Here is a 24,685-nt window from a genome sequence, read left to right as displayed (position 1 = left end):
CGGAAGCGAATTTCAATCATAATGTTAGCTTTTCTTTTGACCTTTAGTAGCTGTTTTAGTCTTGTCCTGCCATTTAACAATCAAGCTTCAGCGGACACAATAACACCAACGATGTTGGCACATTATCCATTGCTTGAGGATGTACAGGATATATCAGGTAATGAAAAGCATGGAACGGCCGTAGGAAATATTACGTACACCGATGGTCTCACTCTACCTGGGGGAACAGATAGTAATACGAATTACGTGCAGCTTCCTACGGGCTTGTTTGATCATCAAGAAAATACAACGATTTCTGTATGGATCAAGAGTAACACGGGGAGTGGGAACTACTCTGCATTATTCTACGGTACGCCAGCAGCTGGCAATAACTTGCCAACAAATTACTGGATGTTGAATCCATCGAATCCAAGTGGTGATTTTAAGTCAGTATTTACGAATAGCAATAATGTTGACCAGCCTTGGACGACTGAGGTAGGGGTATCAGGCACTTCTACGTCACAGTACAAAGGTCAATGGGTTCACTATACAACGGTTATTACAGAACGCTCTATTACAGGTTACATTAACGGTGTAAGTATAGGCACGACCGCCAAAGAGAAAACAACAGCAAGTTTTGGTACGGATTTGCAAGCTTACATCGGTCGCTCCAATTATTTGGGGGATCCTACTTTTGCGGGCAGCTTTCAAGATTTAAGAATTTATGGAGAAGCACTCAATAGTGAGGATATCGCTGTAGTATATGAACAATCATTGAATGAAAAGCAAATACAACAAAGCAAAATAGAGCTAACGTTAGGTGATATATCGGCAGTTACTGAATCTCTTGAACTTCCTTCTACAGATAAGTATGGTGCATTGATATCATGGACTTCCAGTGATGAAAGTGCGATAAGTCCAACCGGGGAAGTTTTTTTACGAGAGATGGAGCAACAAGTGACGCTAACTGCAACCATTTCTTTGGGTGGAAGCCAAGCAACGAAGGAGTTCATTGTTACCTTACTACCTAAGGGTGACTCTATTGAGCAGATTACCGTTCAAGAAAAGATGCTAAAAGATGATCTTATTCTTCATTACAACATGAAAACGACCGAAGAAGTAGACGGTCAACTCGTACTGAAGGATGTTGCCAATAAGGCAGTTACATTTGACGGAATATTTAGAAATCCAAACAATGGACAATTCATTTCAAACAGTGAGGTTGGCTTTGTTTCCTTCAATGGTGGAAGCTCTACATCTAATAGTGGGCATGTTGAGATTCCTAAGGGCTCAAATGGACTAGATCTACTACACGGTCTGAATGAGATTACAGTATCTTCAATCGTGAACTGGACGAATGATGGTACGAATCGCTGGATCTTCGGTTTGGGTACGGTATTAACACCAGAAACGAACAAATATTTCTTCGTAACACCACGTCACGGTAGTGGATCAGGTAATATGATTGCTACAGGTATCTCCAAAAATGGCTGGCCAAACGAAGCATTAGTTACAGGTAGCGCAAACTCAAACCTGATCGGTGGGCAGTGGAAGCATGTAACGGTGTCCTTGTCCGAAGCTAGCAATAGGATAACGTTATTCGTGGATGGAGTTAAGGTTGCTTCAGGTAATGCGAAGGGACTAAAGCTGTCAGAAATTATTAACTCGGATGCTCCGTTCTCTGGTTTTATCGGTAAGTCAATCTTCTCAAACGATCCGTATCTTCAAGGTAGCGTAGCTGATTTTCGAGTATATGATCGCGCGTTGACGGAGCAAGAAGTAGGCGAGTTATATCAACAAGAGGGAGCAACTCACATCTCAAAAATACGTCAGCTCACTGTTGATGATGCAGCGAATCAACTTGACATCAGTCGTTACTTAGGTGAAGGCGATAAGAGCGCTGATATGATAACAAGAAACGTTACATTACCGACAAGCGGTAAAAACGGCGTGAGCATTACTTGGAGTTCTAGTCATCCTGATGTCATTTCTAACAGTGGCACTGTACAACGTCCAGCTGTTCAGGAAGGTAATGTTCAAGCAAAGCTTACGGCCACTTTAACGTATCAAGGCGTATCGACTACAGCTATATTCCCTGTTACGATCTTAAAGCAATTCGATGATCAGCAGAAGGTTGATCTGGACGCTGAACAAATAGAGATCTACAATGCGGACAACGTTAAAGGTAACTTACGTCTTGTCACTACAGGTGAACAAGGCTCCACAATTACATGGGTATCTAGCAGACCGGCAGTTGTTAAAGGAACGGCTGAAGCGGCTGGTAACGTTACACAGCTAGGCTGGGTAAGCCGTCAAGCTGCGGATACGCCCGTTACGCTAATAGCTACAATTACGAATGGTGCAGCTTCTAAACAGCTTACGTTTAACGTTACGATTAAACAAGCAATTGCGCCAGTTCAGCTTGATGCTTACTTCTTTGCGTACTTTACAGGTGAATATGAGGGTGGTGAAGAGATTTCCTTCGCTACAGCTGAAGATCCATTGTTCTGGAAAGCGCTGAATAATGGTAAGTCGATCCTTCAATCCGATATGGGTGAAAAAGGACTTCGTGATCCATTCGTTATTCGGTCACCAGAAGGTGATAAATTCTATATGCTGGCAACCGATTTGAAAATGGGTGAAAGTACAAATTTCGACCAAGCTCAAATTACGGGTAGTCATTACATGATGATTTGGGAGTCGGAGGATCTCGTTCATTGGAGCGAGCAGCGTATGATCGAGGTTGCTCCTAAGACTGGAGGAAATACATGGGCACCAGAAGCAATCTATGATCCAGTAACTGGAGAGTATATCGTATTCTGGGCATCATCGATGAAAAACACAGAGACATATGGTGACTATAACGGAAGACCGGAAGGTCAGTACAATGTGATGTACTACGCAACAACAAGAGACTTCTACAACTTCTCTGAGCCAAAGGTCATGATTGATGAGTCACTTCCGACCATTGATACAACGTTTATTGAGCATAATCAGATGTTGTACCGATTCACCAAATCAGAAGTGAATACCAAAGTGTATGTGGAGAAAGCATCAACTTTTTACTATGACAAGGACAATATTGCAGCAAACGGCCTTCAATACAACGCTGTTCCGGGTACACGTGATAATAAACTTGGCTTGATCGGAAATAATGGAAACAACGAAGGGCAAACGATTTTTAAGGATAATAATAAAGACAAATGGTATCTGTTCCTTGATTCATGGCCATATCATGTGCGATATACAACAGATCTGGATAGTAGCACGCAATATATGAACAATGTATTAAGTAGTGATCAATATGCACTTCCGCCAGGACCACGACACGGAACGGTAATTCCAATCTCACGTGCAGAGTATAATGCTTTGCAAGAGAAGTATGCATGGAAAGGTCCAGCACCATCAACAGACCCGGTTGTACATTACTCATTCGATGCAAATACAGTGAATGGTACAACGTTGAATGACATTTCTGGTAATGGTCATCACGCAACACTCGTAGGTGGAGCAACGATTAATGAAGAGGATCGTATCGGTAAAGCTGGTGGTGCACTAGAACTTAATGGATCAACAGGATATGTGAAGCTACCAGATAACTTGATTCAATCCTTGAATCTTGAGAAGGCTACGTTCTCTACATGGGTTCAAATGGACAGAAATCAAGCAAATCAAAGAATATTTGATTTTGCTTCCGAAACAGGCAGACAGGTTAACCGCAACACCATGTACTTGAGCACACAAGGGGATACAGGTAGTCTGGAGTTTGCTGTCGTAACACCTTTTACAGAGAAATTTAGCAGTGACAGCACGCGACTGGGATCAGAATATAAATATGCGGTGAGAAATTCCGGGCTATTACCAACAAAGACTTGGCAGCATGTTGCAATTACAATGGATGAATTTGATGCCGTATTGTATGTGAATGGTCAAGAGGTTAAACGTAGCTCGACATTTAACGTTGAGCCGAGAATGTTACTGGAAACAACGATGAATTATATTGGTAAATCGAGAAACAGCTCTCATAGTTTATTTGATGGTAAATTTGATGATTTCCATATTTATAATCGTGCATTATCCGTTGAAGAGATTGCAACATTAGCTGATGAAGACGTTACTCCTCCAGTAGAGCAGCCATCTGGGGCAGAGCTCATTCTTCACTACGATATGAATGATATCGATGGTGCGACGGTTATTGACCAAACAGGAAACTTCAACGGAAAATGGATGAATCCGTCTAAAGCAGAATGGATTCGTACACAAGATGCTGGTGTACTAAGCTTTACTGGTGGCACAACTAACTCTTATGTAGAACTGCCACAAGGAGTACTTGATGGATTAACGGATATGACCGTTTCATCCATTGTGAACTGGAGCGGTAAAAACGCTGCCGAGTGGTTATATGCATTAGGAAGACCAAACAATAATACGCACTATACGTACTTCACACCACGTTATAACGCTAACGGTCTAGCTCGCCTTGGTATCGCGACGAATGCTTGGAATAATGAGTCTTCAACTTCTACCACAGGCTTAAAGAATAATGAATGGAAAGTAGTTACGACTGTTGTTTCAGGCACGGATGGTACACTAACGCTTTATATTGATGGTGTTGCTGTTGCATCAGGCTCAACGAATGGAATGACACTAGAACAAATAAAAAATACCTTAGGTAGTAGTGGGTACATCGGTAAGTCATTCTATACAGCTGATCCATACTTCGGCGGTATGATTGCAGACTTCCAAATCTATGATGGTGCTATGACTGCGGCAGATATTACATCACTTAAGGCTCATGCAGATCAGAAGATTGCTTTGATGGAGGGCATGCTTGTATCAGCTGCGACAGAGAAATTAACGATTAATGATCTTCTTGCTTCTAATACATCAAAAGATGCGATTATAAGCAATGTCACATTGCCAACATCGGGTGCTTATGGCACAACAATAAGCTGGACTTCAGATAAGGGGAATGTCATCTCAACTACAGGTGCCGTAACCAGACCAGCTAACGCAAAAGGTGATCAAGTTGTAACGTTAACAGCAGTATTTACAGATGGTACAGAGACAGTTAACAAAACTTTTCAGTTGACGGTTAAGGCATTGCCAAACGATGTCACTTCTGTAGATGAAGCAAAAGCAACACTAGTCGTTCATAACATTAATGATGTAAGAGGTCATATAACACTACCAGCATCTGGACTATACGGAACAACAATTACTTGGGCTTCTGCTCAACCAAACGTCGTTTCAGTTACTGGAGAAGTAAAACGTCCGGCGCACGGCAGTGGAGATGTAGATGTGAAGCTTACAGCTACGATTAAGTTGAATTCAGCATCCACTACGAAGGAATTCATTGCAAAGGTGAAGGAACTGCCTGCTGATGAAAAATATGCGGGATACTTTTTCACATATTTCACTGGAGAAGGTACTGCAACAGGCGAGCAAGTTTACTTTGCACTAAGTAACGGCAATGATCCATTGAACTGGCGAGAATTGAATGACGGTAAACCTGTATTGACCTCTACCTTAGGGGAGAAAGGGGTACGTGATCCGTTCATTATTCGTTCGCCTGAAGGTGACAAGTTCTACATGATCGCTACCGATCTGAAAATTAACGGCAATGGTAACTGGGGCAGAGCACAGACATGGGGCAGTCGTTCCATTATGATTTGGGAATCGAATGATCTAGTCAACTGGACAGATCAACGCATGGTAGAGGTTGCACCGGAAGAAGCGGGTAATACATGGGCACCAGAAATTATGTACGACAAGACAACGGGTGAATATATCGTATTTTGGGCATCAAGAATGTTTGATGATGCATCCCATACAGGCAGTGCTTATCAAAAAATGATGTATAGCAAGACAAGAGATTTCTATACGTTTACGGAACCGCAAGTATATTTGGATTATGGATATTCCATCATTGACACAACGATGATTGAACATGAAGGAAAAGTGTATCGCTTTACGAAGGATGAGCAGGACAACGGAGCTGCTGCTCCATTTGGCAAGATGGTCTTCCAAGAGGTGGGTAACTCGATCTTAGATCCAACCTTCAAGATGATTAATCAAGGCGTTGGTAACATCAAATGGGTTGAGGGTCCAACGATCTTCAAATCAAATACAGATGAAAAATGGTATTTATTCGTAGATGAGTTTGGTGGAAGAGGTTATATTCCATTCGAGACAACCAATCTTGCATCAGGTGTCTGGACATTATCTTCTAACTACAATTTACCCGCGAGTCCGCGTCACGGAACGGTAATTCCCATTACACAACGTGAGTATGATGCACTTAGTGGGAAGAACGTACCCGTTAGAGGAATTAGCCTGGACCAAACGACGTTGTCCATCGTAGAAGGTAAATCAGGGCAATTGACAGCTACCGTATTACCAGCTAATGCAACGAAAAAAGCAGTAACATGGAGCTCTAGCAATCCAGCTGTAGCCACTGTAAGTGCGACGGGTCGAGTAACAGCGGTGGCAGCAGGAACAGCAAGTATTACAGTCACTACAGTAGATGGTGGGTTTTCATCCAGCGCTACAGTAACGGTAACACCATTGGTTGATGGAACACCACAAGCACCAGGCAGTGGTAATGGAAATGGTGGCGGTGACGGTAACATCCCTGCACCTACAGTACCAACAGCTCCAGGTGGAAGTGAGCCAGTGGTCATGGACAACGGCCAAATAAACATTAAACCAGTTGTAAATGAGAGCGGTACTTCTGAAGTGAAGTTAAGTGCGGATACAATGAAGCGTGCGCTTGATCAAACGACAGGCGGTAAGCTACACATGCGAGTTGAAGCTGATGCAAGCTTGAACGGGCTAACGATTGAATTAGCAGTAGATGCGCGTTTAACAAGTGGATCTTCTACGGTAGATCGCATCGAGATCAACACAGGCTCTGCAGTTGTAACCGTGGCAACCGAACTGCTTGGAACAGGAACAAGTGCGGGGAAAACGTTAGGATTGTCGATTAAGAAAATCGCAGCTAATCAACTGCCAGCTGGCGCACAAGCTCAGCTGAACGGTGAAGTCGTATACGATATCGAGCTAACGATGGATGGTAAGAAACTTACAGAGTTTGATGGCATAGATGATCTCGTGATTGCATTGCCATTTACACTAAAGGCTGGCGAAAATCCAAACAACGTCGTCGTATACGATGTGAAGGACAACAGAGCGCTAAGAGTGGTGACGAATGGTAAATACAATGCAGCGACAGGAAAAGTAGAGTTCAAGCCAACGTATCTAAGCAAGTATACGGTAGCGTATGTTGCAACGAGCTTTAAGGATGTGACCCAAGACTGGGCGAAGGATGCAATCTCAGCATTGGGAGCAAGAGGCATTGTGAAGGGTGTAGGCGACGGCGAGTTTAATCCGAATGGTCAAGTGACAAGAGCAGAATTCATCACCATGCTGATGAATATGTTTGAGCTATCGGATGAGAGCGCAACGACAAGTTTTAATGATGTGAAGCAAGGAGAATGGTACCATGGACATATCGCAACCGCGCAGAAGCTGGGGATTGTGAATGGGAAAGCAGATGGACGATTCGGAGTTCATGAGAACATTACACGAGAAGATATGGCGGTTATGGTATACAAGGCGATCCAGATGAAGCAACTTGCGTTAGCAAGTGTTGAAGCTACAGCCTTCAAGGATGAAGCACACATCGCAAGTTATGCAAAGCAAGCGGTAGAGGCAATACAGAGAGCAGGCATCATAAACGGTGTAGGTAATGATGAGTTTGCACCGAAGAAGAATGCTAGCCGTGCAGAAGCAGCAGTGATGATCTTTAATTTGTTGGGCTTGATGTAGACACGTTAAGTATGAGGTAGTTGCTATTGATTCACTCTGATAATAAAGTAGGGCGGAAGAACTTTTTCCGTCCACTTTATTGTCTGTTTAATCAGCGAGTAGGAAAAGCCGTTAGATCCTGGCTTAATGAAGTAGTTGTTAACTTTACCTTAATACGGGCTCAATTCTTCCCCTAAGATTATCGGTATAGGCCAGTTTTCCATCGGTCGTGATGACAGCCGCCTCAATATGTTTCATTGCATTTACTCTATGAATAATGGAGACAGCGTCGCACCCAAACAATTCTGTAGTATATATATCACAGTCAAGCGATTTATCCGCAATAATCGTTAAAGAAGCGATATTACTTTCGATTGGATAGCCTGTTCTGCTGTTAAATATATGATGGTACTGACTCCCTTCCTTTTCTAAAACTCTCTCGTATATTCCTGATGTAACAACGGATTGCTCGCGTATACTAACGAGTGCTGCTGCATTTCCTCTAGGTAAAAAGGGATTTTGGATTCCAACCTTCCAGTGACTGGACCCGGTGGGAGAATCGCCATGAACCAAAACATTGCCGCCCATATCGACCATAGCTGATGCAGCTCCGTTTTTTTTGAAAAATGACATAACTTGATCGGCAAAATAACCTTTAGCAATCGCTCCAAGGTCAATTTCCATGCCCTTTTTGAATAAATGAACCGTTTGCTGCTCATCGTCAAGCTGTATATGCTCCGGATTCAAGAGCTCCAGCACCGCTTTAATCTCTGTATCCTCCGGCACATGTGCCTCGCGGAAACCAATTCTCCACAATTTGATCAAAGGCCCTATCGCAATATTCAGAAAAGAATCCTTATTCAGGCTGTGTTCTTTGCCTATCTTAATAAGATCATACAGTTCCTTGTCTACTCTAAGCGGATGTGATGCGGCTTCTTTTTTTAGCATGGCAAGCTGCGATTGCTCACTGTTGGCACTAAACACTTGTTCATAACGGACGAGCATATTCACGGCTTCCTCGGCAAGCTCTTCAGCGTCTGTCCCCTCGATATAGAGGGATATGTTCGTTCCCATAAGCGGTATCGTTCTCGTAAAAGGTTTCATGATAGCCTCCTATATTGCACATTGTTGTCCGTGATTGAGAAAAGTATGGATGAGGTCATGATCCACGCTATTCAGCTTTTTTTCTCCATGATGGGCTATAAAATAATCCAGACTCATCTTCTCTATAGGGATTGGATAGATGTTGTATTCCGAAGGGCACTCCTTGATGTGGATACTTTCAGGCACAAAGGTCAGACCTAAATTATGCTTTGCCAGCTTCAGTACCGTGTAAATTTCTTTGCTCTCCATCACGATATTAGGCTGTATCTTGTAAACACTGAGCAATTGATCAATCTGTTTTCGGATTGCCGAACCCTTGGACGTTAGAATAAGCTGTTGATTCAAAATGGTGCTGATCTCAATCGTGCCCTCCGGGATGATTGCAACATTCTCTTGGTATAATTCGCAGCAACGCGGAATGATGGCCTGGTAACTATGCCTACCCCAGTTAAACGAGTTCAAGTTAGGGGAGATACTGCTTGAATTTTGCCCAATCCAGAAGTCCAACTCATTATTTTGGAGACGTTTCTCATTTTTTTCAGGTAAATCCTCGACAAGATTAATTTTATAAGCAGGATGAAGCTCCAGAAAAGCTGGTAAAAAAAGAGGCGTTAAGTACGCACCGAGGCTCGGAAGAATGCCGATCCGTAACACTTTATTGTCGAGATCCGATACATATGAGATTTCCCTCATAAGCTTGGCGTAGCTATGTTCGAGTGACGTTAGGTATTGATAATATATTTTCCCCTGCTCGGTTAATCGGTACGGAAGTTTGTTGCGACTGATTAGCTCACAGCCCAACTCACTTTCGATTTTCTTGATAACCTTAGTGAGGTAGGGCTGAGATATGTAAAGGGATTGGGCAGCTCTGCTATAGTTACTGTATTTCAATAGGCTGTCAATGTAACACAAGATATCTTGAGATTCTAACTTAGACATGTTTCTCACCCCTTGTGAAAAAAGTAACAAACTTTGAATTTGAGGTGATTATAACAAATTAGTTATCAAACTGCAATGAATAACTATTAGATCATTTGAGCTTTGAATGTTAGAGTTATGCCGAAAGAACGAGTCTGACATTTACGAACATCATCTCGAATGACAGAGAGGGGATTATGATGAACTATTTAGCTATCGTGGGCACAAATTCGGATGTGTCAACCAACCGGACGTTACTTCAATTTATGCAAAAGCATTTTGCTAGTGAAGCCCAGATTGACTTGTTTGAAATTAAGGATTTGCCTGCTTTTATTGAAAAAGATGAATTAGAGGATGCTGAAGTTGATATTCCTGTGAAGGTACAAGACTTATTAGATCAAATCTCTAAAGCGGAAGGTGTCATTATCGCTACTTCTGAGTATGACCATGCGATTCCTGCCGTTCTGAAAAGTGCGCTGGAATGGATCAGTTATACCAGTCAAACCTTGAAAGACAAGCCGGTTCTGATTGTGGGTGCTTCACATGGTGCACTCGGTTCTTCCAGGGCACAAGCGCACCTTAGACAAATCCTGGATTCGCCTGAGCTTGGTGCGAGAATGATGCCTAGCAGCGAGTTTCTTTTGGGAAAATCACAGAGTGCATTTGATAGTAGTGGTAATCTCATTGACGCTGACAAAGTAGCGGAGCTTGACGAAATCTTCAATGAGTTTGTTTTGTTTACGGAGATCACTACGGAACTGTTATCAAAAAGGACGTTGAAGAAAAAAACGAAAAAATTTTCCTGGCAAGAGTAGGGGGCTAATCACAATGAAAATCATAGCGATCGTTGGCACAAATGCAAAGAAATCGTATAATCGCAAGCTGCTTCAGTTCATACAAAAGCATTTTGAGTCCAGAGCAGCCATTGAGATCCTCGATATTACAGATGTTCCGATGTTTAATCAGTCTGATAACCAAACAAACAGTGCCATTATACAATCGTTTAATGAAAAAATTATGGCAAGTGATGGTGTCATTATTGCGACTCCAGAATATAACCATTCCATCCCTTCTTCCCTTAAAAGCCTGCTGGAATGGTTGAGCTTTGAAATCCATCCGCTGGCTGGCAAACCCGTGATGATCATAGGTGCGTCACAGGGAACACAAGGTTCCTCGCGTGCACAACTGCATCTTCGTCAAATCCTGGATGCACCGGGTGTCGAAGCTAATGTGATGCCAGGATATGAGTTTTTGCTTGGAACTGCACATAAAGCATTTGACGAATCAGGTAACCTGAACAATGAAGGAACGATCGATTTCCTGGAAACATGTTTCTTGCGGTTCCTTCGGTTTGCCAAAATTTCAAATCAGTTGAACGAAGAAGAAGAATTCACTTATCATCCCGGTGTGTATGAGGTCAATGCCATAGGTCATAGTGGCAATCTGCCGATGAAGGTATCCTTTAGTGAAAATCGGATCGAAAGCATCGATATTGATTCCACGGGAGAAACCGAAGGTATCGCGGATGTTGTTTTTGTAAGAATCCCGAATAAAATTATCGAGGGACAGACGCTGAATGTGGATGCTCTCTCCGGTGCTTCTGAAACGAGTAACGCTGTGATTAACGGTGTATCCAAAGCGGTTAAACTTGCCGGAGTTAACCCGGATATTCTGAAAAGACGTCCAAAACCTGCCAGCAGTCAGATGAAGAATGATGAGGAATATATTTGTGATGTAGTCGTTGTAGGAGGCGGCGGCGCTGGACTCAGTGCGGCTGCTACAGCTTTACAGTATGGAGCAAGTGCGATTGTGCTTGAGAAATATCCTGCTGTTGGGGGAAACACGATCCGCTCAGGTGGTCCTGTTAATGCTGCAGATCCTGTATGGCAACAACAGTTCACTGAGAATCCAGGGGAAAGACAGACGATTGAGAATTTATTAAGTACCGATGAGAGCTTGATCCATCCGGAATATATCGATGATTTTCATGCACTCAAAGAAGAGTTTACTGCGTATCAGGAACAGTTCGGCACAGAAAAGGCTTATTTATTTGATTCCCCGCTGCTTCACAGAATGCAAACGTATTTCGGGGGCAAACGAACGGACCTGAATGGAAACACGATCTATGGACAGTACGATCTGGTTAAAGTACTTACAGACCATGCCTTGGAAAGTGTGCAATGGCTTGAGGATATCGGTGTTGAATACGATAAGAGAATCGTGTTTGCTCCAGTGGGTGCCCTTTGGCGCCGTGGTCATAAACCTGTCAAAAGTTATGGCTCTGCCTTTATCATTGCACTTAGCAAATATGTAGAAGAGCATTCAGGAAAAATTATTACAGATAGCCCGGTCAAACAACTGATCATCGAAGATGGAAAAATAACAGGTGTTATCGCAACCGGAGTTAACGGACAGAAAATTACCATTCATGCAAAAGCAGTTGTTCTTGCTAGTGGTGGTTTTGGTGCAAATACACAGATGCTCAAGGAATATAACACGTACTGGAGCCATATTGACGATGATATCAAAACAACAAATTCCTATGCGATGACTGGTGATGGAATATCGCTTGGTAAGAGTGCAGGAGCAGCACTGACAGGCATGGGCTTCACTCAAATGATGCCGGTAGCCGATCCGGAAACGGGCGAACTCTTCAGTGGACTGCAAGTACCGCCTGAGAACTTTGTCATTGTGAACAAAAAGGGAGAACGATTTGTTAATGAATTCTCTGGACGAGATGTCTTAACAAAAGCGGCTATCGAGCAGGGAAGTTTATTTTACCTGATTGCGGATGACGAGATTAAGAAAACCGCAGCGAATACAAGCCAGGAAAAGATAGACCGTCAAGTCGAAGCAGGTACCTTGTTCAGAGCCGATACCATAGAAGAACTGGCAGTGAAAATCAATATGGAACCTGAAGTTCTTAGAAATACGATTGATAAGTATAACTCATATGTGGATGCGGGCTTTGATCCGGAGTTTCATAAGGATACGTTTAGCTTAAAAGTCGAGAAGTCTCCATTCTATGCCACACCTAGAAAACCGGCGGTTCACCATACCATGGGTGGTATCCGAATCGACACCCAAACTCGCATATTGGATGAAAACGGTCAGCCGATTGCACATCTGTATGCCGCTGGGGAAGTTGCAGGAGGTATACATGCGGGTAACCGTTTGGGCGGTAATGCCTTGACTGACATATTTACTTTTGGACGAATCGCTGGTAAGACTGCTGTTGATGAGATGAACTAAACGCCTCCCACTAAACACAAGGATTCTCGAGTGTTTAGTGGTTTTTTTATGATTCATAGCAGTGATACTTATTTATTTGAAAACGCTTTAAATTTACTGTGGACAACAGCCATGTCGGATGATATATTGTTTCTGTAAGAAACAATATTATTTTTGATTGAAATAATAATAAGCGTGTCCATGGTAGGGCGGAGGATATGATCTCTCGGTGCTTAAGCTTGGACATCACAAAAAGGACGGGGAAACGATGACTAAAATTGAGACAAGCATTCAATCCTTTGACGGTACACAGCTTTATTTCAGCAAGGATACAGTAGAAAATGCAAAAGCCGCTGTTGTTATTGTACACGGACTAGCTGAGCATGCAGGGCGCTACGATTATGTGACAGAGAAGCTGAGCCAGCGTAGGTTTAACGTATATCGCTTCGACCATCGCGGTCATGCCAGATCGGAAGGACAGCGAACGTTCTATAAAGAATTTGATCATCTTATTGAAGATGTTCGTGTCATTGTTGAGGCGGCATTGCAAGAGAGCGGTGACCTTCCACTGTTTGTGATCGGGCATAGTATGGGTGGTTTTGCAACCTCATCCTTTGGAACGAAATATCCTGGCAAGGTTAAAGGCATCGTGCTATCCGGAGCGCTCACTCGTTACAATACAAAAGTTGCCGGAGAACTGCCGATGGATCTTCCTACAGGCACGTATTTCCCGAATGAACTGGGCAGCGGTGTATGCAGCGATCCTGAAGTTGTATCCGCTTACGCAAATGACCCGCTGGTGGAAAAGCAGATCTCTGTAGATTTATTTAACAGTCTGGGAAATGGCATAACATGGCTCAAGGAGAACGCCAAACAGTTTACAGATCCCGTGCTTGTACTGCATGGAGCCAATGATGGACTGGTCAGCGAAAAGGATTCTCGTGACTTTTACGGGGATATCGCTTCAACGGATAAAACACTCAAAATATATGCTCATCTGATGCATGAGATATTTAATGAACCGACTCGTGATGATGTGATTGAAGAAGCCATTACATGGATTGAAAAACGGATCTGATTTCAGTAGAGTTAGAGAGAGAATCTGAATATGAAAGGGATTACTGATGAAGTTAGATTGGATGGGCGACCATCGGGCACTGATTGAGAAAATTATCAAATACGGTAATGCGTACTCAAACACCTATAAGCTGCAGCGAAGTTATGGTACAGATATGATGTTCTCGGCTTCACAGATTCAGACGCTGGAATACATTCTGGAAGCCGAGGACAAGGAAGAGAAGATGTCGGAAATGGCCGCACGCCTGGGCGTAAGCCGGAGTACATTTTCCAAGAACGTGAAGAATCTGACGGAAAAAGGTCTGCTCGAAAAATTTCATTTAAGCGGCAACCGCAAAGACATATACGTCAAACCTTCGGCAAAAGGTCGAGAGGTATATGCGAAGTACACCGAATTTGTAAGGGAGCTTTGTTTTAATGAGATTTTCAAGTATGCAGATCAGATTTCAGAAGCAGATAAGCAGAACTTTGTTCGCATCATGGATTTATTTGCCGACGTGCTCGTCTGGTATGGTGAAAAAGAACAGGAAGTGCGCAAGTTAATCAGAATTGATTCTGATTTGAGCAAAGACTAGTTCAACAACATGAAAGGGATTTTCCTCAAGGCTGTCTGTGGCCTGAAAGGGAAATTCCTTTTTGCTTGCTCTGAGACACTAACCTCGAAATTAAGGCACTAGCCCATTCCCTCCGCGAATGTCCGTCATACAGTATAAAGTGCTTGATGCAGCAGAGGCTGTAGGACAATTATTCAGCAGGGAGTGGGATGTGTGAAATCATCAACCAAGCTTACCGGACGGGTTATTTACAAAGGTGATCCAGGATATGAAGCGGCGCGGAAGAACTGGGACCCGCATACGGACAGATTTCCCAAAGTTTTTGTTTTTGCCCAACGGACGAAGGATGTATCCAACGCGATCCGATGGGCTCGTGAGAATAATGTTCCGATTCGTCCGCGGAGTGGCAGACACGCGCTGGAAGTGAATCTTTCCCAAGTGAATGGCGGTATCGTGATTGATGTGAGTGATCTGAATTCCATCAAACTTGATAAAAAAAATGGAACGGTTGTTGTTGGAACAGGAAACCGCGTGGGAAGAATTGCGAATACCCTTGCCAAACAAGGTTTCATAGCTCCTTTTGGTGACAGCCCTACTGTCGGGATCGGTGGAATTACATTGGGTGGGGGTATTGGGCCTCTCCAGCGTACCATTGGTCTCATCAGTGATAACCTGCTTGAGGTAGAGATGGTGGACGCCAAAGGAAAAGTGATTCGGGCCAATAAAAATCGTAATTCAGATCTCTTTTGGGCCTCGCGGGGAGGCGGTGGTGGTAACTTCGGAGTATACACTCGTTACAAATTCAAAGTGCGCCGTGCTCCAGCGAAGGCTACTGTATTTAAAATCACCTGGCCATGGTCTCAATTCGAAGAGGTACTTAAAGTATGGCAGAGGTGGGCTCCCTCAGTTGATACGAGACTGGGCAGCGAGTTGTCCATCGGACCGAAAAAGGGTGGCAACGTCCTTATGGAAGGTCTGTTCTTAGGCTCTAAAACAGAGGCTCTCCGTTTATTACAGCCAATTACGAGTGTTGGCAAACCGACGAGCTCCGTTGTTCGTTTGTTACCTTACACGGAAGTTGTGAAGTTCTTATTACAACCTGATCCGACCGAGACTCAACGGTATAGCAACCAGTTCTCGTCCGGTTTTGGACGAAAACCATTCCCCGACAAAGCCATCAAATCGATGCGCACATTTTTGGAGAACTTGGAAGAGGGGCCAGGCGGATTCTATTTCCTCAACTGGGGCGGAGCAGTAAGTCGCAAATCACCTAGATCAACCGCCTTCTTCTGGCGTAAAGAGAAGTTCTATGTGGAATGGACCAGTACGTGGCTCAAACCATCCCATGCCGCCAAAAATATCGCACTCGCTCGTAATACTCGCAAGAAATTGCAACCATACATTGTGGGTTCCTATATCAACGTTCCAGACCAAGGGATCAAGAATTCCGGTCCAGTGTACTACGGAGCCAACTATGCCAGACTGCGGAGAGTCAAAGCCAAGTATGACCCAAAAAATGTGTTTAACAATCCGCAAAGCATTACTCCTGCTCGGATCGTGTAGTCCATGTTCAGTTGTTCAATGCCTCTTCAATGAGTGAAGAAACACGCCTTAATTGGCGTGTTTTTTGTTGAAGTGAACTTATTTTCAAAAGAAAACTAAAAAGCCGCCCTCGGTCATATGACCAAGAGCGGCTTCTTCACATGTTAAATACGCATGGCAGTTAATGAACTATTAAGCTTTAACTTGTTCTCCAGCAAATACTTCAACGTTCATAGGAGCGGCCATGAATGCTGCTGCTTGTTGTACAAAAGCTTGGAAATGCGCGCTTGTGTTATGGGATGCTGTAGCAGCTTCATCTTTCCACAGTTCGATCATCGTGTATTGTTGTTCGCGTTCTGTGCTTTTTGCCAGGTCATAGCTGATGTTGCCTTCTTCTTGACGTGTTGCAGCAATCAGTTCTTTCGCAGCTGCGATGAATGCTTGCTCTTGATCCGGTTTAACTTGCAAATGAGCGTGAATGATAATCATAATGTAAAACCTCCATATTGTGTTTGTTTGGAATATGTTAAGAATGTATGCTTATTGACCAATATAACCGTAGCTTACAGGGAACCGTTCCTGTTATTATGCCCAAGTTGTGATGGTTTCTACAGGCAGACGGTAGGATGGGTGACCTTCTTTGGCTGATTTACCGATCGAGATCAGCATCACCGGTTGATAACGCTCTTTATCCATGCCGAATGTTTCAGCAATTTGATCTTTTTCGTAACCACCAATTGGATTGGTATCATAACCATGGGCACGTGCAGCGAGCATCAATTGCATGGAAGCAAGGCCAGCATCGATCAGGTTAACGTCGCGAAGATCAGAAGTAGCCATTTTTTCGTAATAAGGCATTACGGTTTTGAGTTGCATATCCTTAATGTCTTGTGGCATGTAACCAAGTTCTACAGCTTTACCAAAAATCTCGTCCATGTATTCAACGTTGTTCATGTCAATGAATACGCCAATGACTGCGGAGGAAGTCAACACTTGGTTTTGATTAAATCTTGCAAGTGGAGCAAGCTTTTCTTTACCTTCAGCCGTATCAACAACCAGAAAACGCCAAGGCTGCAAATTGATCGAAGATGGTGCACGGGAAGCTTCTGACAGAATTTCAGTCATTTCTTCACGGCTGATTTTCACTTCAGGATCGTAAAGTTTAACAGAACGGCGACCGTAGGTAATCTCGTTAAAATCATTGGTTTTTTGGAATTTGCTTTGAATTGTACTCATGCATGGATCTCTCCTCTATATATGGGTTTAGAAATTGTTCTGCATACGTTCCAGGAGATCGGCGAGTGACTGAACTTCGTCTTCACTGAAATCCTGTAAAATCTGGTTGATAAAATTGGTCTTCTCAGCTTTGTAGCCTTCAATCTGCTTCCGACCGTGGTCCGTCAAACGAACAAAAGTTACCCGATTATCATCAGGATTCTTACGTCTTGTAACCATCAGGTCCGCCTCAAGCTGTTTCAAGTGGCGTGTAATCGCAGCACTATCAATGTTAATGATTTTCTGCAGCATGGATTGGTTAATCTCATCTACCTGATCCAGCTCATGCAGAATTTCAAAGCGAGAGGAACTGATACCTGTACAGCGTTCGAACTTGGGACTGATTTTGTTACCCAACACGTTCAACAGATTGATGATTTGTTCTTCTTTGGAAACAATACGTGTCATGACTAGACCTCCCGGGTGAATCTGAATCATGAACAACGGCGTATGTTAACCAATGATTAATGTTGCAGTATACAATGCCATTGCCTAATGATTATTTGGATGCTCTCGATCATTGATGTATCAATATTTGATGCGTCAATCATTGATGGCTCAATTAATATATCATGCCTTTTATGATTTTGCAACAGGTTAGAAAATGTTGCTGATGCTGGCGTTATTATCCCGCTACGTATACATTGCAGTCCGTATATGTTGTCCAAATAGATAAGTTAATATTGATTGTGCATGTTATTGAGAATTGTTATCAATTAATTTATAATGAAATGAAATATACATAATGAGCAAAAATTACAGGCAGTTCATAAGAGCAGCAAGAAGGATGTCGATGTAATATGGCGGGAGGGAAAGTACAGCGGATATGAATTTGAATGATCACATCAGATTGTGGAATCATGTTTTTGTCAAAATACTGGATGTACGCCAAAACGCTTTGCATCCTGGGGAGAAGTTGAAGAATTATCAACTACCAGCAAGTACCTATCTATATATCACCGACGGAAGTGCACGGATACGAATGGATCAACACAGATACATCGTGGAGGGATTCCACATCATTCATGGAGGCAAGCAGGCGTATTTAAACATGGAGACGGATTCGGGCGTGGCGTATTATATGATTTTGTACAAAGCCATTCTAGCCTTGCCCTGTGGGATGGAAATTCAGTATCTGATGGACCATGAACGTCCGTTTCAGGACCAATATGCACTTGTACCAACCCGTCCGCTACACATGTATCAGTGTATGGAGGAATTGAAGCAGGAGTGGGAGCAGTCTACTAAGCTTGCAAAGTTACATGCCAAAATCTTATTTCATCAATGGGTATATCTTTTATTGACAGACTTACACGAACAATCCATTCAGCCACATAAACCGGATACGGTCACACAGGCTATTGAATATATGAATGCTCATCTCCATGAGCCCATAGCTCTTGATGTAATGGCAGAAGTAATGGAATGCAGTGTGGGGCACTTGTCGAGGCTGTTCAAACAAAAGTTAAACATCAGTCCCATCCAGTATCTTGGACAGATTCGAATGGAGAGGGCCGCACATCTTCTGGTGCATACCAGTGCTACGCTACAACAGATTGCAGAACAGATCGGCTATCCGGATGCACATTCACTGAGCCGCAGTTTCAAAAAAATAAAAGGGCTTTCTCCAATTCGCTACAAAAAAGGAGTAAGCCAACGGTTAAACAACTTGAAACAGCCATTGGTATTGAACAACAAGCAAGATTTGCCCAGCGTAATGCAAGAAAATGCCCTTCATTCGCTACATTCCCATCTATATAATGATATTGATTATCAATATCAAAAGAATGTTGGAGGGGAATTAATAATGCAAGGAAAATTCAAAATGACAGCACTAAGCATGATGTTGTGTTTCACGCTATTGCTCACGGCCTGTTCCAGCCCAGCACCGTCTGCAAGTGGTACGCAAACAGAGAGCAATGCGGCTACTACACAATCGGGTAACCAGGCAACGGAGGCAGGGAAATCGACTGCACAGCCGGAGACGCGGACCGTCTCTACAATGAGGGGAGATGTGGTAATCCCGGCCAATCCGCAGCGTGTTGCTTCAGATCAATATATGGGGTATCTGCTGAAACTGGGCATTGTACCGGTTGGTGTAAGAACATTTATGCTGAACGAAGGATGGATTGAAAAGTCTGGCATTGCTGCTGATGTTATAGCGGGTATTGAGGATTTGGGAGGAGAGTTCCCAATGAATCTGGAGAAGTTAGTGTCACTTGAGCCGGATCTCATCATCGGTTCCATTGATAAAAATATTGAGGATTACGAAAAAATTGCAACGACCGTCTTTTTACCTTATTGGGAAGGCGATAAAACTTCCGGCCCACTGGAAAAGCTGCGCCGGATTGCTGGTGTTTTTGGAAAAGAGAAGGAAGCAGAGCAATGGATCACGACATATGAAGAGAATATCGAAGAGACTAAGAAGCAGATTGATGGTGTAATTAAAGAAGGCGAGACCGTATCCATCATACAAATAGGGTACAAAGCGTTGTATGTACTTGGTGCAGAAGGCGGGAACTATGGTAGTTCCACGATCTATGAGATGCTGAAACTGCCTCCAACGCAGCAAGCACTCGAAATGAAGGATGGATTCGAGACGATCTCCCTTGAAGTACTGCCTGAGTATATGGGAGATCATATCTTCTTATATGGTTCGGGTAGTGAGGACGCCAAAGAGATCCTGAACAGCGAGGTTTGGAAACGTCTGCCTGCTGTGCAGAAAGGACAAGTCTACGCCTACGGTTCCTTGGATGGTACAGAGGATGAGTTCGTCATGGAAGATCCCTATTCACTGGAATTGCAGTTGGATAGTATAAAGAATTTACTATTGGGAGCTGAAAAATAGAGTGTAATCAGTTCACATAGAATCGGATCAGAACAGGGAGGGAACGTGAGCATGGAGGAAAATGATTGGATCAAACAACTGGAGCGACTACATTTCTCTGCTGTCCACGTCTGCCATTACTCTAGCAATCCGGGGGCTGTACAGCGTCGGATCTGGAAAAGGTTCGCCATTTGCAGGGTCATCGCGGGCAAGGGATCTTTGTCTATGGATAACATTGTACATACGGTATCTCAAGACGAATGGTTTTTGTTGAAGCCAGGAATACATGTGGAGTTTCAGACGGATATGGAAGCACCTGTCCGATATCAGATCATTTTATTTTCCTGTGTTACACTTACCCGGCGTAAGTATGCTTGGCATACCGAGGCATTTGATCTCCCTGTGACGGGCAAACTTAATGTTCCTTCCAATACACGTGAAATTCAGGAGATGATGGATACCCTGATGAGTGGACAACACTCGATTACGAGTCTGGAAAAGACGCGCAGGAAACATCTTTTGCATCAGTTGTTGATTCAGTTAATGATGCACGTGAATGAAGCAACACCCCCTGTAGCGGGGATGGATTTGGCACTTGATTATATGACGCATCAGTATAGGGAAGACATTCGAATTGATCAGATGGCCCGCATGGCAGGGCTTAGTGTGAATCATTTTATAAGAACATTCAAACGGCAATTAAATATGACCCCGATTGAATATATCCTGAAACTACGTATGGCAAAGGCCAAGCAGCTGTTATTTTCTTTAGATAAAATCAAGGAAATTGCGGAGCAAGTGGGTTATAAGGACGAGCACTATTTCAGCAGAGTTTTCAAGAAAAACGAAGGAATCGCCCCAACGTTGTATATGAAAAATAAAGTAAATCGCATTGCCACCTTATATTACGGGTTGGACGATTATGTGATAACGCTCGGTTTGAGGCCAGTATCCGCTTTATCCTATGGTCAGAGGGTGGCTCGTCATGTTGCCATACCTGCGCTTCAAGCACACAGTCATCAGGGACTTATCCTGGATAGCTTCAATCAGAACTATGATGATTTGAGGCGAGTCCAACCGGACCTGATTATTACAAGTGATCGTTTGGAGACAAATGATTCCCTGCATCGTATAGCGCCAACCGCCATGCTGGAGCATACTAACCATTTTGGCGAGAGGCTTCTGTACATGGCGGACATTATGGGTCGTAAGGAAAAGGCGGTACAGTGGATAGAACAACATGCTGAACTGAGCCGGGTTCTTCGAGGGCGCATTCAATCGAGGTGGGGGAAACAGAGTGCCATGTTCATCCGGGTGACTTCTCATTTCTACCGAATGTATGGATTGAACAACCAGACAGGGGCCCTGTTGTATGATGATCTGGGATTTTATTTGCCTCGTGATTTTCCGGAACAACAGTGGGCTGTAGAGAGTAAAGTTTGCGATTTGCAGTTATACGACGCGGATCATGTGTTTGTAATGGTCGATCCCACAGAAGAGGCACGTGCTCAACTGAGGCAATTACAGCAATCCGGTGAATGGTTGGCATTAAAGGCTGTTCAAGAAGGCCATGTCTATAATGCAGGAGATATTTTTTTCAAAACGCTGGGTCCCACCGGACGCATGTGGGCCATGCGATATGTGGCAGAGCAACTTGGAGTTACCTTACGGTGATATTGTGCAAGAGAAGAGAGTGGAATAATCCATGGTAAGCCTGTATGCTTTTCCCTACTATAGTGATAATGATTATTATTATTAAATAGTAGAGGGGATTTACTACAAATGGTAAGACAGAGAGCAACAACGATGATACTGTTGGCCCTGCTTGTGCTCGTTCTGACGGCATGTAGCAAGGCATCAGAAGTAACAGAAGCAACGCCTCCGCAACAGGATACACCTGTGGAAGAGAGTGGTACGCAAACGATCAAACATCTTAAAGGAACAACGGTTGTACCGCAAAAAATAGAGCGTATGGTGGTATTATCTGCTGCTTACATCGATCACATGTTGACGATTGGTGAGAAACCAGCAGGCGTTAATGTAGAAGTTCGTTACGGAGGAGATTATTTGCCTTACTTTGCAGATCAGCTTGCCGGCATTCCAACGGTAGGGTCTGCAGACAGTCCTAACCTGGAGGCTATCCTTCAGATTGATCCGGATGTCATCGTTATTGAGAGTCGAACTGCGGAGAGTACGTATGATCAGTTGGAGAAAATCGCTCCGACGATTGTACTGGGTACTGAATGGCTGGATTTTGTTGATGATTCAACATATTGGACACAGGATCTGTTGACTATTGCCGGGATGTACAACAAAGTGGATCTGGCAAAAGAAAAGATAGCCGAGGTAGAACAGCAGGCGAAGCAACTAAAAGCGAAGATCGAACAACTGGATCAAAAAAAGTTGGCTTATCTGCGTGTAAGAGAGAAGACCTTGCAAATATACGCGGCAAAAGGACATCCAACCAACACACTTTTGTATCATGATCTTGGATTTGTGCCCACTGCTGTGACACCTGCTGAACAACGTGAGGACCTGTCCATGGAGAAAATCGCGGATATTGATGCCAATTTCGTAGTTCTGGAGATTGACCCGAATGCCGATGAGTATTTAAACAACATCAATGCAAGCTCACTCTGGAAGGGAGTACCGGCTGTTGGTGCAGATCAGGTCTATACGACAGATTCCTTCTGGTTGTTTAAGGGCTGGGGAGCAATTGGGCGAAGCGAGATTATCAACGAAGTTGAAGACATGATTAATAGATGAGACGTTATCCAAGACATGATTATTCAGAGATGTCGGAAGCGTTACAGCAATTTTTTGTGACGACGATCCGGGTGGACTGCGATGATTCCAAGTATCCTTTCCGCGTGAAGGATCTGCTGAATGATGAGAAACGAAACTCGATATTGCATGAACAGGCTGTGCAGCAAGGGCTTCAACTGGGTGGCAAAGGAAGTGTGGCCGTTGGTACACTTTTTGCTAAGCGTTATTCAGTGTTCGTTATGTCTGTCATCTCAGCATTTAGTCTATACGACACTACACTTAGCATTGCGGACGATGATGTGTGGTTTGAATTGAATGGAGCAGGTGGCATGCGATATGAGACTTCGCTGGAGAGCACCTTTCTGGAGGGGGAAGATCCTGTTCAGCGCAGGTCAGAGAGCGGCTTGCTCAAAAAGAGAGTGTTGCTACATCTGGAACCTGTCCTGCGAGCGGTAGCCGTTGCTACAGGCGCGAGCGATAAGGTCATGTGGTCTCTGGTTGCCCATAATGTGCAACAATTGTATGCACGTATGATCAATGATCAGAGCATTTGGAAGACGGATCAACGGCTTGCACAGATTAAGGAAGATCAAAGCATATGGCTTGATCGGCAAAATGATAATGCATGTACATTTGCCAATGAGCAGCAGTGCTTCGAACATTCCGGGTGGCAGGGACCGCCGTTCCTGATACGCCGATATTGTTGTTTGGCATATCAGGTTGGGAGCGGAAGTCACGCACATGCATATTGTAATAGTTGTCCGAAGCTGGATTCGGAATCCCGATTGCGCAAACTTCTCCAGCAGTGAACAGACACTTTTGTACCGCACGGTTTGAATCTGTTTCAGACAATCCATGTTCTCTTCGGTTTCCAGTGGATAGAATCTATGATCGACAAGTTACACAACCTGCAGCGGCTTGAGCCAGCGTCTGCGGGTTTGTTGGCTTTGCACAGGGTCACAATACCTTTGCATTGAGGTATCGTATTCGTTATACTTCAAGCTATTGATCAATTAATTACTAACTATTGGAGGGCGGATTATCATGGCAAAGGATAAAGCAGCGTCGGTTAACCGGCGAAATGATATTATCTCTGCAGCAATTGACGTCTTCGCGGAAATTGGCTATTATCGTGCGACTACAGCCCAGGTGGCTGAACGGGCAAAGATCTCACAGCCGTATATATTTCGTTTTTTCAAAACAAAGGAAGCTTTATTATTAACTGCAATTGAGGTCTCATGGACACGGGTGATTGATTCGTTTCGAATTGTGGTGGAGACGGCGACGCCAGATCAGTTGGAAAATGATCTAATTGAAGCCTATGATAAGATTCTGGAATCGCACAAGAGCGAAATATTGCTTCAGATGCAGGCGCAAACGATCCGGGAAGAAGTCATTCGTCAGGCGATGCAAAAAGGCATTAGTGATGTACGAAGTATGGTACTGGAAGCTTTCACCGTTGCAGGAATTGCTAAACCGCTGAAAAGAACCATGATTTTTCTGGCAATCGGGATGTTGTGTAATGTATCTAATGCGCTCGATATGCCGGAGCTGAAGGAACGATAGAGAGGGAGGTAAAGTCCCTTCTTGAATTTTAGTTATT

16 protein-coding genes are annotated in these 24,685 nt (G+C 43.7%); 11 read left to right on the top strand and 5 right to left on the bottom strand.

From position 1 onward, the window contains the following. The first annotated feature begins 21 nt into the window (after positions 1 to 21). The gene (locus MKX68_RS01310) at positions 22 to 7,809 is read left to right on the top strand and encodes an immunoglobulin-like domain-containing protein (RefSeq protein WP_340908530.1); all 7,788 of its coding nucleotides are present in this window, start codon (positions 22 to 24) and stop codon (positions 7,807 to 7,809) included. A gap of 144 nt (positions 7,810 to 7,953) precedes the next feature. Here MKX68_RS01310 and MKX68_RS01305 read toward each other — a convergent pair whose 3' ends face one another. Further along, the gene (locus MKX68_RS01305) at positions 7,954 to 8,892 is read right to left on the bottom strand and encodes an FAD:protein FMN transferase (protein ID WP_340908527.1); all 939 of its coding nucleotides are present in this window, start codon (positions 8,890 to 8,892) and stop codon (positions 7,954 to 7,956) included. Between the two features lie 9 nt (positions 8,893 to 8,901). Next, the gene (locus MKX68_RS01300) at positions 8,902 to 9,831 is read right to left on the bottom strand and encodes a LysR family transcriptional regulator (protein WP_340908525.1); all 930 of its coding nucleotides are present in this window, start codon (positions 9,829 to 9,831) and stop codon (positions 8,902 to 8,904) included. Positions 9,832 to 10,010: 179 nt separating this feature from the next. Here MKX68_RS01300 and MKX68_RS01295 point away from each other — a divergent pair, with 179 nt between their 5' ends. The 5 genes from MKX68_RS01295 (at position 10,011) to MKX68_RS01275 (ending at position 16,235) form a co-directional block, all read left to right on the top strand. Continuing rightward, complete coding sequence (locus MKX68_RS01295) at positions 10,011 to 10,625, top strand: NADPH-dependent FMN reductase (RefSeq protein ID WP_340908522.1); 615 nt, start codon at positions 10,011 to 10,013, stop codon at positions 10,623 to 10,625. A gap of 13 nt (positions 10,626 to 10,638) precedes the next feature. Further along, the gene (locus MKX68_RS01290; protein ID WP_340908520.1) at positions 10,639 to 13,062 is read left to right on the top strand and encodes a flavocytochrome c; all 2,424 of its coding nucleotides are present in this window, start codon (positions 10,639 to 10,641) and stop codon (positions 13,060 to 13,062) included. 247 nt (positions 13,063 to 13,309) lie between these two features. Continuing rightward, a complete protein-coding gene (locus tag MKX68_RS01285; RefSeq protein WP_338593406.1) occupies positions 13,310 to 14,119 on the top strand; it encodes an alpha/beta hydrolase in 810 nt (269 codons plus the stop codon). 46 nt (positions 14,120 to 14,165) lie between these two features. After that, on the top strand, positions 14,166 to 14,693 hold the full coding sequence (locus tag MKX68_RS01280) for a MarR family winged helix-turn-helix transcriptional regulator (RefSeq protein WP_340908515.1): 528 nt from the start codon (positions 14,166 to 14,168) through the stop codon (positions 14,691 to 14,693). A 192-nt stretch (positions 14,694 to 14,885) separates the two neighbouring features. Further along, positions 14,886 to 16,235 carry an FAD-binding oxidoreductase gene (locus MKX68_RS01275; protein WP_338593412.1) on the top strand — a complete coding sequence of 450 codons (1,350 nt, stop codon included), beginning with the start codon at positions 14,886 to 14,888 and terminating at the stop codon, positions 16,233 to 16,235. A 171-nt stretch (positions 16,236 to 16,406) separates the two neighbouring features. Here MKX68_RS01275 and MKX68_RS01270 read toward each other — a convergent pair whose 3' ends face one another. The 3 genes from MKX68_RS01270 to MKX68_RS01260 form a co-directional block, all read right to left on the bottom strand. Beyond that, positions 16,407 to 16,703: a putative quinol monooxygenase gene (locus MKX68_RS01270; protein WP_338593415.1), complete on the bottom strand. Its 297-nt coding sequence runs from the start codon at positions 16,701 to 16,703 to the stop codon at positions 16,407 to 16,409. 96 nt (positions 16,704 to 16,799) lie between these two features. Continuing rightward, on the bottom strand, positions 16,800 to 17,450 hold the full coding sequence (locus MKX68_RS01265; protein ID WP_338593418.1) for a nitroreductase family protein: 651 nt from the start codon (positions 17,448 to 17,450) through the stop codon (positions 16,800 to 16,802). Positions 17,451 to 17,477: 27 nt separating this feature from the next. Next, entirely contained in the window at positions 17,478 to 17,897 is a 420-nt protein-coding gene (locus tag MKX68_RS01260) for a MarR family winged helix-turn-helix transcriptional regulator (protein ID WP_340908512.1), read from the bottom strand. A 442-nt stretch (positions 17,898 to 18,339) separates the two neighbouring features. On the opposite strand from MKX68_RS01260, the gene MKX68_RS01255 reads away from it, so the two are divergent. From MKX68_RS01255 to MKX68_RS01235, 5 genes are all read left to right on the top strand, one after another. Next, the gene (locus MKX68_RS01255) at positions 18,340 to 20,337 is read left to right on the top strand and encodes an AraC family transcriptional regulator (protein ID WP_340908509.1); all 1,998 of its coding nucleotides are present in this window, start codon (positions 18,340 to 18,342) and stop codon (positions 20,335 to 20,337) included. 51 nt (positions 20,338 to 20,388) lie between these two features. Continuing rightward, complete coding sequence (locus MKX68_RS01250) at positions 20,389 to 21,990, top strand: AraC family transcriptional regulator (RefSeq protein ID WP_338593423.1); 1,602 nt, start codon at positions 20,389 to 20,391, stop codon at positions 21,988 to 21,990. 108 nt (positions 21,991 to 22,098) lie between these two features. After that, positions 22,099 to 23,082: an ABC transporter substrate-binding protein gene (locus MKX68_RS01245; RefSeq protein WP_340908506.1), complete on the top strand. Its 984-nt coding sequence runs from the start codon at positions 22,099 to 22,101 to the stop codon at positions 23,080 to 23,082. Continuing rightward, entirely contained in the window at positions 23,079 to 23,891 is an 813-nt protein-coding gene (locus MKX68_RS01240) for a hypothetical protein (protein ID WP_340908505.1), read from the top strand. The genes MKX68_RS01245 and MKX68_RS01240 overlap by 4 nt, the downstream gene beginning before the upstream one ends. A 235-nt stretch (positions 23,892 to 24,126) precedes the next feature. Next, a complete protein-coding gene (locus tag MKX68_RS01235) occupies positions 24,127 to 24,648 on the top strand; it encodes a TetR/AcrR family transcriptional regulator (RefSeq protein ID WP_340908503.1) in 522 nt (173 codons plus the stop codon). Positions 24,649 to 24,685 lie beyond the last annotated feature (37 nt).

The organism is Paenibacillus sp. FSL M8-0212 (genome assembly GCF_038004645.1).
Classification (GTDB): Bacteria; Bacillota; Bacilli; order Paenibacillales; family Paenibacillaceae; genus Paenibacillus.
Note: the sequence above shows the minus strand (reverse complement) of the source record. Positions and strands in the feature narration are given on the sequence as shown.

Coding starts and splice junctions, on each gene's coding strand:
- MKX68_RS01240 (WP_340908505.1), top strand. CDS start 23,079: ATGAGACGTTATCCAAGACATGATTATTCAGAGATGTCGGAAGCGTTA.
- MKX68_RS01305 (WP_340908527.1), bottom strand. CDS start 8,892: ATGAAACCTTTTACGAGAACGATACCGCTTATGGGAACGAACATATCC.
- MKX68_RS01310 (WP_340908530.1), top strand. CDS start 22: ATGTTAGCTTTTCTTTTGACCTTTAGTAGCTGTTTTAGTCTTGTCCTG.
- MKX68_RS01300 (WP_340908525.1), bottom strand. CDS start 9,831: ATGTCTAAGTTAGAATCTCAAGATATCTTGTGTTACATTGACAGCCTA.
- MKX68_RS01260 (WP_340908512.1), bottom strand. CDS start 17,897: ATGACACGTATTGTTTCCAAAGAAGAACAAATCATCAATCTGTTGAAC.
- MKX68_RS01235 (WP_340908503.1), top strand. CDS start 24,127: ATGGCAAAGGATAAAGCAGCGTCGGTTAACCGGCGAAATGATATTATC.
- MKX68_RS01270 (WP_338593415.1), bottom strand. CDS start 16,703: ATGATTATCATTCACGCTCATTTGCAAGTTAAACCGGATCAAGAGCAA.
- MKX68_RS01285 (WP_338593406.1), top strand. CDS start 13,310: ATGACTAAAATTGAGACAAGCATTCAATCCTTTGACGGTACACAGCTT.
- MKX68_RS01280 (WP_340908515.1), top strand. CDS start 14,166: ATGAAGTTAGATTGGATGGGCGACCATCGGGCACTGATTGAGAAAATT.
- MKX68_RS01265 (WP_338593418.1), bottom strand. CDS start 17,450: ATGAGTACAATTCAAAGCAAATTCCAAAAAACCAATGATTTTAACGAG.
- MKX68_RS01245 (WP_340908506.1), top strand. CDS start 22,099: ATGGTAAGACAGAGAGCAACAACGATGATACTGTTGGCCCTGCTTGTG.
- MKX68_RS01295 (WP_340908522.1), top strand. CDS start 10,011: ATGAACTATTTAGCTATCGTGGGCACAAATTCGGATGTGTCAACCAAC.
- MKX68_RS01250 (WP_338593423.1), top strand. CDS start 20,389: ATGGAGGAAAATGATTGGATCAAACAACTGGAGCGACTACATTTCTCT.
- MKX68_RS01290 (WP_340908520.1), top strand. CDS start 10,639: ATGAAAATCATAGCGATCGTTGGCACAAATGCAAAGAAATCGTATAAT.